We start from the raw sequence: 14,505 nt of genomic DNA, 5'->3' as shown, positions 1-14,505 counted from the left end.
AATTTTTTCTATTTATAATATACTTTTAATAGTTAAAGATAATAACTATTTAAAAACTATACTCTATATAAGTTTTTGGTAATTATTATCACGCATTTTTATAATTTTTTTATTTTAATTTTTATTTATATTTAAGATTATTTAATTTATCAAGTAGATTAAAATAAAATCTATATGTTACAAAATTACTCAAAAATTAAAAATTAATTAAAAATATACACAATATAAAATTAGGATGAAAATGAAAATTACAATTATCGGTTCAGGAAATATTGGTTCAAGTCTTTCTTATGGTTTGATTTTGCGTGAATTAGCTCATGAAATTGTTATGATTGATATCAATGAAGAGTTATTGATCGCAAAGGAATTAGAATTATCTCAAAGCATAGCTGCTTTTAATTTAGATATTAAGTTAGTTTGTACTCAAGATTATGCACATACTAAAAATTCTGATATAGTTATTTTTAGTGCGGGTTTTACTCGAAAAGAAGGGCAAAGTAGAGAAGAGTTATTAAAACTTAATTCTGATATTTTACTCACTTGCGCAAAAGAGATTAAAAAATTTAATCCCGATCCCCTTTTTATCATTCTAACTAATCCGGTAGATTTATTGCTTAATATTTTATATCAAAGCAATCTTTTTTCGTCTAAAAAAATTATTGCCATGGCGGGAGTTTTGGATAATGCGCGTTTTAAATACGAGTTGGCTAAAAAATTAAATGTTAAAATGCCTAGTATAGACACCAAACTCATAGGTTTTCATAATGATGATATGGTTTTGGTTAAATCTCATACAAGAATTAATGGTAAAAATATAGACGAGTATTTAAATGAAGAAGAATTTGAAGATTTAGAAAATGAAGTTAAAACAGGTGGAGCCAAGGTTATTAAATATCTTAAAACTTCGGCCTATTTAGCTCCTTCTAGTGCTTGTATTAGAATGATAGAATCGATTAGAAGTGGAGAATTTCTGCCTATGAGTATAATCTTAGATGGGAAATTTGGGATTAAAAATAAAGCTTTTGGAATGATGGCGAGATTAAGTCTTGAAGGCGTGGTTGAGATTATGGATATTGAATTAAGCACCAAGGAAAAACAAAAATTAGAATTATCTTTACTTAAGCATCATTATAGGGAATAAAATTAAAAGTGATTTTAGAAATTTCTTAGTTGAGTTTGGATTATTTTGGATATAATAAATCAAGAATAAAAATTAAAAAAGGAAAAATAATGAATATAAAAGCTCCAAAAGATACTCCAGTATGGGTAGATGAGCATCGATGTAAAGCTTGTAATATTTGTGTAAGTTATTGTCCAGCAGGAGTTTTAGCCATGCGTGATGATGTGCATGCTGTTTTAGGACAAATGATAGAGGTAGTACATCCAGAATCTTGCATAGGTTGTACTGAATGTGAAACGCATTGTCCTGATTTTGCTATTATGGTGGCCAAAAGAGATGAATTTAAATTTGCCAAACTTACACCAGAAGCTAAAGATAGGGCTTTAGCGGTTAGAAATAATCAATATAAAAAATTAGCTTAGGAAAAAATAATGAGAGAAATTATAGCAACAGGTAATGTTTTAATTGCGCAGGCTGCCATTGATTGTGGTTGCAAGTTTTTTGGAGGATATCCTATTACACCAAGTAGTGAGATTGCCCATGAGTTAAGTCATCTACTCCCAGCTAATGATGGAACTTTTATACAAATGGAAGATGAAATTTCAGGGATAAGCGTTGCTATTGGTGCGGCAATGAGTGGGGTAAAAGCTATGACAGCAAGTAGTGGCCCAGGAATTTCTTTAAAAGCAGAACAAATCGGACTTGCATTTATAGCTGAAATTCCACTAGTGATAGTCAATGTTATGCGTGGGGGGCCTTCAACGGGCTTACCAACTCGCGTAGCGCAAGGGGATTTGTTTCAAGCAAAGGCTCCAACTCATGGGGATTTTGCAAGCATAGCTATCGCACCTGCTTCGCTTGAAGAGGCTTATTTAGAAACTATTAGAGCTTTTAATTTGGCTGAAAAATATATGACACCTGTATTTTTACTCATGGATGAAACAGTAGGGCATATGAATGGTAAAGCGATATTACCTGATTTAAAAGATATTAAAATTTATAATCGCAAAAAATTTGAAGGCGATAAGAAAGATTATAAACCTTATGCAGCTGGTGAAAATGAAGCTGCAACGCTTAATCCTTTTTTTACAGGCTATCGTTATCATGTAACAGGACTTCATCATGGTGATATTGGTTTTCCAACAGAAGATGGCACCATAGTGAAAAAAAATATAGAGCGACTTATGGGTAAAATTAATAACAATCGTGAAGATATTTGTACTTATGAAGAGTACATGCTTGATGATGCTGAATTTTTAATCATAGCTTATGGGAGCGTAAGTCGATCAGCAAAAGAAGCCATTCAAAGACTTAGGGAAGAAGGAATTAAAGTAGGTCTTTTTCGTCCTATCACTCTTTATCCTGTAGCGGAGAAAAAAATAGCTAAAGTGGTGAGTCAATTTGAAAAAGTTATGGTTACGGAATTAAATATGGGTCAATATCTTGAAGAGATTGAAAGGGTGAGCTTACGCCGTGATTTTATCAGTTTGCATCGTGCAAATGGCCGTCCTATCACCCCTAGTGAAATTATTGCTAAAGTGAAGGAGAATATATAAATGGCATTTAATTATGATGAATATTTAAGAACTGATAAACTTCCAACTCAATGGTGTTGGGGTTGTGGAGATGGTGTTGTTTTAAAATGTATTATCCGTGCAATTGAAAAACTTGGTTGGAGCATGGATGATGTATGTCTTGTTTCAGGGATTGGTTGTAGTGGCAGGATGAGTTCTTATGTCAATTGCAATACTGTGCATACTACACATGGTAGAGCTATTGCTTATGCAACGGGAATAAAATTAGCAAATCCAACCAAACATGTCATTGTGGTCAGTGGAGATGGTGATACTTTAGCAATTGGTGGAAACCACACTATACATGGTTGTCGTAGAAATATAGATTTAACACATATAGTGATCAATAATTTTATTTATGGTCTTACAAATTCGCAAACTTCTCCAACCACACCAAAAGGTTTTTATACCGTAACTGCGCAATTTGGAAATATTGATCCAAATTTTGATGCTTGTGAATTAACAAAAGCTGCAGGAGCTTCATTTGTTGCAAGAGGAAATGTGATAGAGGCAAATAAGCTTGAAAATTTAATCTATAAAGCTTTAGCGCACAAAGGTTACAGCTTTGTCGATGTTTTTTCAAATTGTCATATCAATCTAGGAAGAAAAAATAAAATGGGAGAAGCAACTGCAATGCTTGATTGGATTAAAAATCGTGTTGTAGAAAAAGCTAAATTTGAAAGTATGGATTTTGAAGAAAGAAAAGATAAATTTCCAACTGGGGTTTTACATGAAGATAATTCTCAACCAGAATATTGTCAAGCTTATGAAGAAGTGCGTCGTGCAGCCAAAGAAAAAAGAATGGTTGATTTAGGAGCTTTAAAATGAAATATCAATTAAGATTTGGCGGTGAAGGCGGACAAGGAGTGATCACTGCAGGAGAAATTTTAGCTGAAGCGGCAATTAAGGAAGGACGTCAGGCTTTTAAAGCATCAACTTATACTTCTCAAGTAAGAGGAGGTCCTACAAAAGTAGATATTATTATAGATGATAAAGAAATTCTTTTTCCTTATGCTGTAGAAGGAGAAGTTGATTTTATGCTTTCAACTGCTGATAAGGGCTATAAGGGTTTTCGTAGTGGTGTAAGAGAAGGAGGGATTATTGTTGTAGAACCTAATTTGGTACATCCTGAAAATGAAGACTATAAAAGATGGCAGATTTTTGAAATTCCAATTATTACTATAGCTAAAGATGAGGTAGGGAATGTTGCAACGCAATCTGTTGTAGCTTTAGCCATTGCTGCTTATATGAGTCAATGTATTGATTTGGATGTTTTAAAAGAAACAATGTTGCATATGGTTCCACCAAAAACTCGCGATGCGAATTCAAAAGCTTTTGATTTAGGTGTTAAATACGCCAAAGAGAGTAAGTCTGTTCAATTATAGTTTTTTGGGGTTTTACCCCAAATTTTATTAATTAAAAATTTTGCAATTTAGCTACTTTTAACGATTAAAATTTTATAATCAAAAACTTACTATTTTCAAGGAAAATAATGGATATCTTTGATGAAATGTTTAATAAAACCCCTAAAGAAAAATTTTTAGAAATCATACAAAATGGTAATTTGGGAGCCTTAGAAAAAGTATTTGAAAATTTTTTCGCTGAATATATAAGTATGATTGAGCTTTTGGAGAAACAAGGCTTAAATGAAATAGATGTTAAAAATTTTATACTTGAAAATGGAGATTTAATTAAACAGAGATTAGATGATATTTACATAGATTTGGGTGCCCAAATTTTAGGACATGAGGGTTAATGCAAAGATTGTTAAAATTATTTTTTGTCTTATTGTTTATTTTGGCGCACGAGAGTCATTTAAACGCGGCTCCAGTCTTTGAATATACTTATAAATTTGTTCTTAAAAAAGATCAAAGAGCAAGTGTGCAAATTAAAGAAGTTGGCTATGAGGATAAGGTTCAAAATTTTGATTTTTATTGGACTTTATTTGATAATACAAACATCATCGTTCAATCTAAATTTCGTAAATATCCAAGGCAATTTGTGATGAGTTTGCGAAGAAATTTGGATTGGGTTACTCAAACTTTAATTCCTGATTATACAAATCCACATATAGATAGAGCAAGGCTTATTTTAGAATTTAGTGGTTATAATAAGGGTTTAGCAACTTTTACAGTGTATATTGAAGATAAGGAGTCTCGTGTGATGGTAGAATTTTTAGATCCGAGAAAAACACCACTTCCAAATCCACCGCAAAATAATCAAGTTGTCCCTATGATCGATCTTAACCAACCACAAGTTAAACCATTGACAAGTTGGGATAAATAGCAAAAAAAGGAATTGAGTGTGCAAGTAATAGATGATTTGATACAAAAATTTTTAAAAGAGCTAAATTATCAACCTATATTAGAAATGCTTTTGCATGTTAAATCAGGGAAGAAATTGCGTTCTAAATTACTTTTAGCCATTTCAGGGGAAAGTAAAGAGGCAATAAGCATTTGTGCGACTATTGAGCTTATACATTTAGCAAGTTTGCTGCATGATGATATTATTGATGAGAGCGAGTTAAGAAGAGGGGTAAAATCCGTTAATTCAGAATTTGGGACAAAAAATGCTTTAATGCTAGGAGATATTTTATACTCTAAAGCTTTTTATGAATTAAGTCAAATGAACACTCAATTTGCAAACATTATTTCTGATGCAGTTGTCAAGCTTTCTATAGGTGAGCTTATGGATGTTAATTTAAGTCAGGATTTTAACACCGATAAAGATAAATATCTAAGTATGATTTATAATAAAACAGCAGTTTTAATTGAAGCGAGTGCAAGATGCGGAGCTATTTTAGCTGGTTTGGATGAAAAATCTTTTGGAGAATATGGAAAAAATTTAGGACTTGCTTTTCAGATGATTGATGATATTTTAGATATTAAAGGAGATGAAAAAACACTAGGAAAACCTTCTATGGCAGATTTTAAAGAAGGAAAGGTTACTTTGCCTTATATATATCTTTTTGAAAGTTTAGATGAAGAAGGAAAAAAACAATTAAAATCAATGTTTAAAAAAGATTTAAACGAGCAAGAAAAAATATGGATAAATACTCAATTTAAAGAAAAAGAAATTTTGGAAAAATCAATTTTGGAGGTTAAAGAATACGCCAAAAGAGCAATTGATGCTATAGAAGAATATTCTAATCAAAAATTAAAAGATATTGTTAAAGCAATGATAGATAGGAATTTTTAATGTATTATTGCGTTTCTTTTACTCATAAAAATACCGATCTTTCTTTAAGGGAAAAATTAAGTTTTACAGATGAAACAAAAAAGTATGAATTTTTACGCATGATTAATGCACATGAAAATATTGAAGAAAGTTTGATAATTAGTACCTGTAATCGTGTGGAGATTATTGCTTTTGTTAAAAATGCTTGTTCAGAATATATTATTAAAACTTTAGCTTTGTTATGTGGTGTCAATCAGGATGAGTTACTAAAAAAAGCTGATATATTTGAGGATAGCGGAGCGATACACCATCTTTTTTCAGTAGCAAGTTCTTTAGATAGTCTTGTTGTGGGTGAAACTCAAATTGCAGGACAAATTAAAGATGCTTTTTCATTTTCTCTAAAGAATGAATTTTGTAAAACTCATATTTCAAGGGCATTGCATTGTGCTTTTAAGTGTGCTGCTAAAGTCCGAACAGAAACTCAAATTTCAAAAAATCCTATTTCAGTTGCTAGTGTTGCTGTGGCTAAAGCAAAGGAACTTTTAGATTTAAGTCAAAAAAAGGCTGTGGTTATAGGAGCTGGAGAAATGGCTGAACTTGCAGCTAAGCATTTGATTGCTGGTGGAGCTAAGATTATTATTTTAAATCGCGATATGCAAAAGGCTAAATTACTTTGTGAAAAATTAGAGGGTTTGCATCAATACGATAGTTTGGAAAATTTAAAATTGTATTTAAACCAGTATGAACTCTTTTTTTCAGCTACTAATGCGACTCATGCTATTATTACTAATGCTTTAATCGAAGAAGTTCCTCATAAAAGATATTTTTTTGATATTGCAGTGCCACGTGATATTGATATTAAAGAAAATGATAAAATTTTTGTTTTTGCCGTTGATGATCTACAAGCTGTTGTCCAAAAAAATTTAGCCTTAAGGGAGAATGAAGCACGTATGGCTTATAGCATTATAGGGCAAGAAACATCGGATTTTTTTAGATATTTAAATGATTTGGCTTTAAATCCAATTATTAAAGCTATACGTTTAAAAGCAAAAGAGTGTGCAGATAAACAACTTGACATTGCTTTAAAGAAAGGTTACTTAAAACATTCAGATAAGAATGAAGCAAGAAAACTGATCCATCAAGTTTTTAAAGCTTTTTTACACAATCCAACTGTAAATTTAAAACACCTTCAAGGAAAAATTCAAAGCGATACAGTGATTAATGCTATGCGTTATGTTTTTGATTTGAAAAATAATCTTGAGGGTTTAAATCAATACAAATGCGATTTTAACATGGAGAATAATGATGAAATTTAGTCAATTATATGCACCAAGCACAAAAGAAACGCCTAAAGATGCAAGTTTGCCAAGTCATATTTTTTTAGTTCGATCTGGTTTTGTTGAACAAATTGGTAGTGGGCTTTATAATTTTTTGCCTTTAGGGAAAAGAGTTTTAGACAAAATTCGTGCCATAGTTAAAGAAGAAATGGACAAAGCTGGCGCACAGGAAGTAAATCTTAGTTTTGTTACTCCAGCTAGTTTGTGGCAGGAAAGTGGGCGTTATAATGTTTTTGGAAAAGAACTTTTGCGTTTTAAAGATAGAAAAGAAAATGATTTTGTTTTAGGGCCAACTCATGAAGAAGCGATGGTTTCTTTGGTTAAAAATAAAATTACAAGCTATAAGCAACTTCCTTTGCATTTGTATCAAATCGGTTGGAAATTTAGAGATGAAGCGCGTCCGCGTTTCGGGCTTTTAAGATGTAGAGAATTTTTAATGAAGGATGGTTATAGCTTTCATAAAAATGAAGAAGATTTGACACGTGAATTTGATTTGATGTATGAAACTTATTCTCGTATCTTAAAAAGAATGGGATTTGATTTTAGGGCTGTTGAGGCTGATAGTGGAGCAATAGGTGGAAGCGGCTCTAAAGAATTTATGGTTTTGGCAAAAAATGGGGAAGATGATATCTTGCTTTGTGAAAATTGTGATTATGCTGCGAACATTGAAGCAGCAACAAGGGCTAAAAAAACTTGTGATAAAGAGCGCCCAGAAGCTAGTTATGCGAGTAAATTTCACACCCCTAATATTAAAAGTATTAAAGAATTGGCTGATTTTTTTAAGATTGATGAATTTTATACTGTTAAGGCGGTTGTAAAAAAAGCTATTTACGAGAATGAAAGCAAATTGGTTGTATTTTTTATACGTGGATGTGATGATTTGCAAGAGGTTAAAGCACAAAATGCTTGTAAGGCTTTAGAGCTTATTGATGCGGATGAAAGTGAATTACTTGATGCGGGATTAGTTCCTGGTTTTATCGGATTTGTAGGCCTAAAAGATATAGATTTTTATCTTGATCAAGAGCTTGAAAATGAAAAACAAATGATTATTGGAGCTAATGAAAAAGATTATCATTTAGTAGGAATTGATGTTGTTAATCTCAATAAAGATCGTTTTAAGGATTTGGTAGAGGTTAAAGAAAATGATTGTTGCTTAAAATGTGGCGCAAAGCTAAGAAAAAGTAAGGGTATAGAAGTAGGGCATATTTTTAAACTAGGACAAAAATATTCTAAGGCTATGAATGCACATTTTTTAGATGAAAATGGAAAAACTCAAGCATTTTATATGGGGTGTTATGGAATCGGGGTTTCTCGTTTGGTAGCTGTTGCTATTGAGGCTGGTCATGATGAAAAAGGTTGTATTTGGAATCAAACTTTGGCTCCTTTTACTATCGATATCATCATTTCAAATATAAAAGATGAAGAAGCTTGTGAATTTGCACATCAAATTTATCATCAATTGCAAGATTTGGGTATCGAAGTTTTGCTTGATGATAGAAATGAACGTTTTGGTGTGAAAATGAATGATTTTGAATTAATGGGTTTTCCTTATGCCTTAGTGATCGGTAAAGGATTGCAAAACAATGAAATAGAACTCATACAAAGAAAAAATCTAAGCAAAGAAGTGATTAAAACAGAACATATTGTAGAAATTATAAAAAAGAAAATATTATGAGTTATAAGCTTAAATTAAGTCCTTTATTTGCCGTAGAAATTATTTTCAGCCTATTATTTATCGTCTTTTTTGGTTTTGGAAATTTTTTAATTTTTATTTTAGCAAGTATGGTATTTGGTGTAATACTTTTAGGAGTTTTTTGGAAAAATATACTTGAATTTCAAATTTTAGGCTTTAAAAACATGCTAACACAATTTTCTTTTGTTATTGCTGGATTTTTGCTTGTTTTTCCAGGAGTTTTAACAAGTTTTTTAGGGTTTTTAGTTTTTTTATTTGGTATTTTTTTAAAAATAGTTACTAAAACAAAATACACCCATAAACAAAATCGAAATTCGAGTGAAGAAATCATTGATGTTGAAATTATAGAGGATGAAAAATGAATCAATTAATCATAGCCACAAGAAAAAGCGCTTTAGCTCTTTGGCAAAGTGAGCACATCGCACAAATTTTAAAAAATCAACACAATATAGATGTTGTATTGCAAGGGTTTAAAACAAAAGGGGATATTTTGCTTGATTCTCCTTTGGCTAAGATTGGTGGTAAGGGGCTTTTTACAAAAGAACTTGAAGAGAGTATGCTTAGAAATGAAGCGCATTTAGCGGTACATAGTTTAAAAGATGTCCCGAGTTTTTTTCCAAAAGGTTTAGTTTTAGCAGCAGTTAGCAAAAGAGAAAAAAGTAATGATGCCATGTTGAGTCAAAAATATGAAAATTTTCTCTCTTTACCTAAAGGAGCAAAAATAGGCACTACAAGTCTTAGGCGAAAAATGCAACTTTTGTTATTAAGACCTGATTTAGAGATTATTTCTTTACGTGGAAATGTAAATTCTCGCATAGAAAAATTAAAAAAAGGTGATTTTGATGCTATTATACTTGCTTTAGCAGGTATTAAACGTTTGGAATTAGACAAAGAGGTTAATTTTATCTATGAATTTAGCAAAGATGAACTCATTCCTGCAGCCTCTCAAGGCGCTTTAGGTATAGAGAGTATTGAAAATGTAAAAATTTTAAATTTATTAAAATGTTTAAATGATGAAAATACTTTAATAGAAACGACTATAGAGAGAGAATTTATCGCTACTTTAGAGGGTGGATGTCAAGTTCCTATAGGGATCAATGCTGAACTTAACGAAGATATGATTTGTGTCCGTGCTATACTTGGTTTGCCTGATGGGAGTGAAATTTTAAAAGATAAGAGAATGATCAAAAAAAATGAATTTAAAGGATTTGGTGAAATTTTAGCTAAAGAATTTATAAGCAAAGGAGCTAAAGAACTATTAAAAAAAGCAGAGGATATGATATGAAAAATTTTATCCAAGTTTTAAAGGAAAATAATTTATTAAAAATTATCGAAGAGCCTGTGGATGTAGATCTTGAAATCGCACATTTAGCTTATATTGAGGCAAAAAAAGAAGAAAATGGTAAGGCTTTGCTTTTTAAAAATCCTGTTGATAAAAAATTAGAAAAAAAATACAAATTTCCGGTTTTAATGAATACTTTTTGCAATCAAAAAGCTTTAAATTTAGCCTTTGGAAGAGATTTTAATGAAGTGGCTGATGAAATTTCAAAATTAACCAAACTTCATATTCCTACTAATTTTAGAGCCAAAATTGATTTTTTTATGAATTTATTGAGTTTTAAAAATGTCCCACCTAAAAGATTAGGCGTAAATAAGGCACTTTATAATTATGAAATTTTAAATTCTCTTAAAGAGCTTCCTATACTTAAAACTTGGGAGGATGATGCAGGTAAATTTATCACTATGGGGCAAGTTTATACTCATAATTTAGATAAAACTCAAAACAATCTTGGAATGTATCGTTTGCAAGTAAGCGGTGACAATGAACTTTTAATGCATTGGCAAATCCATAAAGATGGCGCTAATTTTTATCATGAGTATAAAAAAGCAGGTTTTAAAAAAATGCCTGTTAGTGTAGCTATTGGTGGAGATCCACTTTATATCTGGTGCTCTCAAGCTCCACTACCAAAAGGAATTTTTGAACTTTTACTTTATGGTTTTATCAAAAAAACTCCCGCTAAATTGACACCTTGCGATAATGGTGTTTTTGTCCCTTTTGATAGTGATATTGTTATAGAGGGTTATGTGGATTTGGAGGAATTTAAAATAGAAGGTCCTTTTGGCGATCATACGGGTTTTTATACTCCTGCAGAACTTTTTCCAGTCATGAAAGTTGAAAAAATTTATGCTAAAAAAGACGCGATTTATCAAGCAACCGTTGTAGGAAAACCTCCTTTAGAAGATAGGATTATGGGGCTTGGAACTGAACGTATTTTCTTGCCTCTTTTGCAAACTTCTGTTCCGGATTTGATCGATTATAAAATGCCTGAAAATGGAGTTTTTCACAATCTAATTTTAGCTAAAATTGATACAAAATACCCCGCACATGCACAGCAGATCATGCATGCTTTTTGGGGCGTGGGGCAAATGAGTTTTGTTAAACATGCGATTTTTGTTGATAAAGATGCACCTAGTTTAGATGATTATGATGCGCTAATTCCTTATATTCTCAATCGTTTTTGCGTGCAAAAATTACTTATAAGCGAAGGAATTTGTGATCAGCTTGATCATGCGTCGCCTAATTCTTGTTTTGGTGGAAAAGCAGGACTTGATGCTTGTGATAAAAATGAGATAGAAGAGCTTGAAATTTTAGAGGATGAAAAATTATTTGAACTTTTTAATTCTGAAGTAGAGCTTTTTGCTTTAAAGCAGTTTTATAAAGAATGTAAAAGTCCTATAGTTTGTATTTTACTTGATAAAAAAGAAAGAAATTCTCAAGTTTTTGAAAGATTATTGAAATTTAAAAAGCATTTTAGAATTTTAGTCTTTTTAGATACAAACAATAAATTAGAAAATCCATACATGTTAGTGTGGCGAGTAGTAAATAATATCGATGCAAAAAGAGATTTATTTATAAAAGAGGATAGATTAGCTATTGATGCGAGTGCTAAAAATGAAACTGAAGGTTATACAAGAGCTTGGCCTCGGCAAACTGATTGCAATGAAAATGTTATAAAAGATCTAATTTTGCGTAATATTTTAGATAATGATCCGCAGTTATTTAAAAAATTTGAAATTATGGGTTAAGAAAAATAAGTTTGTTTTTTACTTGGCACACTTTTTGCTTATAAAAAATTAAGTAAAAATTTTAAAATTTTTATTAAAAAAGTATTCATAAAATTATTTTTTTGCCGATGTAGAGTTTAACTAGCAATAGAAGAAATTTTAAAAAGGATTTTAAAATGGAAATTTCGAAGGCAAATGAAAAAATGGATATGGTTTTGACTCAAATGAGTCAAAGAACAGATAAGGCGCAAAAAGCTAGTTCGGATATTCACGCTGAAAAACAAAGCCAAGGAGGCGATGATAATCAGCAAAATTTGAATGATAAATTAGCAGATGTTACGAAAAAATTAAATGAACAAATGGATTCTTTGGATACCAATGTTCGTTTTGGTTATAGTGATAAAACCGGTTCTATGTATATCAGCGTAACTGAAAAAAGCACAGGAAGAGAAATTCGTAAAATTCCTAGTGAAGAGGCTATGAGATTAGCAGAATATTTTAAAGATGTAATCGGTATGATTTTTGATAAGGAGAGTTGAAAATGGCGTTCGGTAGTTTATCAAGTTTGGGTTTTGGATCTGGAGTTTTAACTCAAGATACTTTGGATAAGTTAAAACAGGCAGAGGAAAAAGCTAGAGTAGATCCTTATACAAAAAAAATCGAAGAAAATACAACTAAACAAAAAGATTTAACTGAAATAAAAACAAAATTGCTTACATTCCAAACCGCAGTTTCTTCTTTGGCGGATGCAACAGCTTTTGCAAAGAGAAAAGTAAGTGCGAGTGTAACTACAAATCCTCCAGCAAGTTTAACTGCTGATAGTGGGGTATCTTTACAAAGTATGAAGATCAATGTAACTCAACTCGCACAAAAAGATGTTTATCAAAGTAAAGGTTTGGCAAACGATGGAGGTTATGTTGATCCTAACTTAGAGGGTGATGCCTCTTTTACTCTTATGCAAAATGGAAAGCAATATACTATTACTTATAATAAAAACACAACCTATAGAGACTTAGCCGATAAGATCAATGAAGCTACGGGTGGTGAGATCGTTGCAAAGATTGTAAATACGGGAGAAAAAGATGCTCCTTATCGTTTAACCTTAACCAGTAAAGAAACCGGAGAAGATAGTGCTATTAGTTTCTTTGATGGATATAAAGATGATAAAGGAAGATATGTAGTTGATCAAAATGCCTCTAAACTTTTTTCAAATCTTGGATGGGAGTTAGATAAACCTTTATCAGATACTGCGGGTAGAGATGGTGAAAACTATGTTCTTACTCTTGATCCAGAAACTTTCAAAGGATATGGCATTAAGGATGATAAAGATAATCCTTTACATATACAAAAAGCACAAAATGCTGAATTTACCCTTGATGGAATCAAAATGATACGTCAAAGCAATACCGTAACCGATCTAGGCGTTGGTTTAACTTTGACTTTAAATAAAACAGGAGAAATTGATTTTGATGTTCAGCAAGATAATGAAGCTGTAACTAAAGCTATGCAAGAATTAGTTGATGCTTATAATGATTTAGTAACCAATCTTAATGCTGCAACAGATTATAATGCTGAAACAGGAACTAAAGGAACTTTACAAGGTGTAACTGAAGTTAACTCTATACGCTCAAGTATCATTTCAGCTTTATTTGATTCTCAATCAGTTAGTGGAACTGTTGAAGATGAAAATGGTAATAAAGTTAGCACTACGGTTATGCTTTCTATGCAAGATTTTGGTTTAACTTTAAATGATGCTGGAACTTTAAGTTTTGATTCCTCTAAATTTGAAAGCAAGGTAAAAGAAAATCCTGATTTTGCGGAAAGCTTTTTTTCAGGTATCACGCAATATCAAGATATTTCTCATACTGGAGATTTGATTAAAAAAGGTAGTTTAGATAAATATTTAACTAAAGAAGATGCTAAAACAAGAGATGGAGAAGAAAATCAAGGGATTAAATTCGAATCTGGAAAATTTAGCATAGTTTATAATGGTCAAACCTATGATCTATCAAAAACAACAGATGGGACAAATTTTGTACTTACAGGTAAAACTGAAGAAGAAATGCTTAAAAATTTGGCCAGTCATATCAATAGTCTTAATATTGATGGATTAAAAGTTAAAGTTGAAGAATATGATAAAAATAATGAAAAAGGTTTTAAACTTAATTTTAGCGGCGATGGTGGATCTGATTTTGCTATCAAAGGAGATAAAGATTTTCTTAAGATGTTTGGTTTAAGTGAGACAACGATTGCTGCAAAGCCTATAGAAGGTAAGGGTATTTTTTCTCAACTTAAGGCAACTCTTCAAGGAATGACAGGAACAAATGGTTCATTAACTAAATATGATGAAAGTTTGACTAATGATACTAAATCTCTAAATGAGTCAAAAAAATCAGCTCAAGATATGATTGATGCAAGATATGATACTATGGCAAATCAGTGGTTGCAATATGAAAGTATCTTAAATAAACTTAATCAGCAATTAACCACAGTTACAAATATGATTAATGCTGCAAATAATTCAAATAATTAAGGAAA

At 31.3% G+C, this 14,505-nt stretch carries 15 protein-coding genes; all 15 read left to right on the top strand.

What is annotated here, in order from left to right:
- The first annotated feature begins 241 nt into the window (after positions 1–241).
- The 15 genes from H2280_RS01170 (at position 242) to fliD (ending at position 14,500) form a co-directional block, all read left to right on the top strand.
- Positions 242–1,141: a malate dehydrogenase gene (locus tag H2280_RS01170; RefSeq protein WP_337215422.1), complete on the top strand. Its 900-nt coding sequence runs from the start codon at positions 242–244 to the stop codon at positions 1,139–1,141.
- Positions 1,142–1,230: 89 nt separating this feature from the next.
- Complete coding sequence (locus H2280_RS01165) at positions 1,231–1,542, top strand: 4Fe-4S binding protein (protein ID WP_137623550.1); 312 nt, start codon at positions 1,231–1,233, stop codon at positions 1,540–1,542.
- Between the two features lie 9 nt (positions 1,543–1,551).
- A complete protein-coding gene (locus tag H2280_RS01160) occupies positions 1,552–2,676 on the top strand; it encodes a 2-oxoglutarate synthase subunit alpha (protein ID WP_337195338.1) in 1,125 nt (374 codons plus the stop codon).
- A complete protein-coding gene (locus H2280_RS01155; RefSeq protein WP_337195337.1) occupies positions 2,677–3,522 on the top strand; it encodes a 2-oxoglutarate ferredoxin oxidoreductase subunit beta in 846 nt (281 codons plus the stop codon). It begins immediately after the preceding gene.
- Positions 3,519–4,079 (top strand): 2-oxoacid:acceptor oxidoreductase family protein, encoded by a 561-nt coding sequence (locus tag H2280_RS01150; protein WP_337215421.1) that lies wholly within the window; start codon positions 3,519–3,521, stop codon positions 4,077–4,079. Before H2280_RS01155 ends, H2280_RS01150 begins: the two co-directional genes overlap by 4 nt.
- A gap of 107 nt (positions 4,080–4,186) precedes the next feature.
- A complete protein-coding gene (locus H2280_RS01145; protein WP_137623546.1) occupies positions 4,187–4,450 on the top strand; it encodes a DUF2018 family protein in 264 nt (87 codons plus the stop codon).
- On the top strand, positions 4,450–4,980 hold the full coding sequence (locus H2280_RS01140; protein ID WP_337195335.1) for an exporting protein: 531 nt from the start codon (positions 4,450–4,452) through the stop codon (positions 4,978–4,980). The genes H2280_RS01145 and H2280_RS01140 overlap by 1 nt, the downstream gene beginning before the upstream one ends.
- Positions 4,981–4,998: 18 nt before the next feature.
- The gene (locus H2280_RS01135; RefSeq protein WP_137623544.1) at positions 4,999–5,892 is read left to right on the top strand and encodes a polyprenyl synthetase family protein; all 894 of its coding nucleotides are present in this window, start codon (positions 4,999–5,001) and stop codon (positions 5,890–5,892) included.
- Entirely contained in the window at positions 5,892–7,187 is a 1,296-nt protein-coding gene (gene hemA / locus H2280_RS01130; RefSeq protein ID WP_337195334.1) for a glutamyl-tRNA reductase, read from the top strand. Before H2280_RS01135 ends, hemA begins: the two co-directional genes overlap by 1 nt.
- On the top strand, positions 7,174–8,883 hold the full coding sequence (locus H2280_RS01125) for a proline--tRNA ligase (RefSeq protein ID WP_337215420.1): 1,710 nt from the start codon (positions 7,174–7,176) through the stop codon (positions 8,881–8,883). The genes hemA and H2280_RS01125 overlap by 14 nt, the downstream gene beginning before the upstream one ends.
- Positions 8,880–9,263, top strand: a complete 384-nt coding sequence (locus H2280_RS01120) for an integral memnbrane protein (RefSeq protein WP_337215419.1) — start codon at positions 8,880–8,882, stop codon at positions 9,261–9,263. The genes H2280_RS01125 and H2280_RS01120 overlap by 4 nt, the downstream gene beginning before the upstream one ends.
- Positions 9,260–10,186 carry a hydroxymethylbilane synthase gene (gene hemC, locus H2280_RS01115; RefSeq protein WP_337215418.1) on the top strand — a complete coding sequence of 309 codons (927 nt, stop codon included), beginning with the start codon at positions 9,260–9,262 and terminating at the stop codon, positions 10,184–10,186. Before H2280_RS01120 ends, hemC begins: the two co-directional genes overlap by 4 nt.
- A complete protein-coding gene (locus tag H2280_RS01110; RefSeq protein WP_337215417.1) occupies positions 10,183–11,988 on the top strand; it encodes a menaquinone biosynthesis decarboxylase in 1,806 nt (601 codons plus the stop codon). The genes hemC and H2280_RS01110 overlap by 4 nt, the downstream gene beginning before the upstream one ends.
- 155 nt (positions 11,989–12,143) lie before the next feature.
- Positions 12,144–12,506 (top strand): FlaG family protein, encoded by a 363-nt coding sequence (locus H2280_RS01105; RefSeq protein WP_137623538.1) that lies wholly within the window; start codon positions 12,144–12,146, stop codon positions 12,504–12,506.
- A gap of 2 nt (positions 12,507–12,508) precedes the next feature.
- Entirely contained in the window at positions 12,509–14,500 is a 1,992-nt protein-coding gene (gene fliD, locus H2280_RS01100; protein WP_337215416.1) for a flagellar filament capping protein FliD, read from the top strand.
- The last annotated feature ends 5 nt before the right edge of the window (positions 14,501–14,505 follow it).

Source organism: Campylobacter sp. 2457A (assembly GCF_020135895.1).
Lineage (GTDB): Bacteria > Campylobacterota > Campylobacteria > Campylobacterales > Campylobacteraceae > Campylobacter_D > Campylobacter_D taeniopygiae.
Note: the sequence above shows the minus strand (reverse complement) of the source record. Positions and strands in the feature narration are given on the sequence as shown.

Excerpts from the sequence above, each read along its gene's own strand:
- H2280_RS01170 (WP_337215422.1), top strand. The coding sequence starts at position 242 with ATGAAAATTACAATTATCGGTTCAGGAAATATTGGTTCAAGTCTTTCT.
- H2280_RS01165 (WP_137623550.1), top strand. The coding sequence starts at position 1,231 with ATGAATATAAAAGCTCCAAAAGATACTCCAGTATGGGTAGATGAGCAT.
- H2280_RS01160 (WP_337195338.1), top strand. The coding sequence starts at position 1,552 with ATGAGAGAAATTATAGCAACAGGTAATGTTTTAATTGCGCAGGCTGCC.
- H2280_RS01155 (WP_337195337.1), top strand. The coding sequence starts at position 2,677 with ATGGCATTTAATTATGATGAATATTTAAGAACTGATAAACTTCCAACT.
- H2280_RS01150 (WP_337215421.1), top strand. The coding sequence starts at position 3,519 with ATGAAATATCAATTAAGATTTGGCGGTGAAGGCGGACAAGGAGTGATC.
- H2280_RS01145 (WP_137623546.1), top strand. The coding sequence starts at position 4,187 with ATGGATATCTTTGATGAAATGTTTAATAAAACCCCTAAAGAAAAATTT.
- H2280_RS01140 (WP_337195335.1), top strand. The coding sequence starts at position 4,450 with ATGCAAAGATTGTTAAAATTATTTTTTGTCTTATTGTTTATTTTGGCG.
- hemA (WP_337195334.1), top strand. The coding sequence starts at position 5,892 with ATGTATTATTGCGTTTCTTTTACTCATAAAAATACCGATCTTTCTTTA.
- H2280_RS01125 (WP_337215420.1), top strand. The coding sequence starts at position 7,174 with ATGATGAAATTTAGTCAATTATATGCACCAAGCACAAAAGAAACGCCT.
- H2280_RS01120 (WP_337215419.1), top strand. The coding sequence starts at position 8,880 with ATGAGTTATAAGCTTAAATTAAGTCCTTTATTTGCCGTAGAAATTATT.
- hemC (WP_337215418.1), top strand. The coding sequence starts at position 9,260 with ATGAATCAATTAATCATAGCCACAAGAAAAAGCGCTTTAGCTCTTTGG.
- H2280_RS01110 (WP_337215417.1), top strand. The coding sequence starts at position 10,183 with ATGAAAAATTTTATCCAAGTTTTAAAGGAAAATAATTTATTAAAAATT.
- H2280_RS01105 (WP_137623538.1), top strand. The coding sequence starts at position 12,144 with ATGGAAATTTCGAAGGCAAATGAAAAAATGGATATGGTTTTGACTCAA.
- fliD (WP_337215416.1), top strand. The coding sequence starts at position 12,509 with ATGGCGTTCGGTAGTTTATCAAGTTTGGGTTTTGGATCTGGAGTTTTA.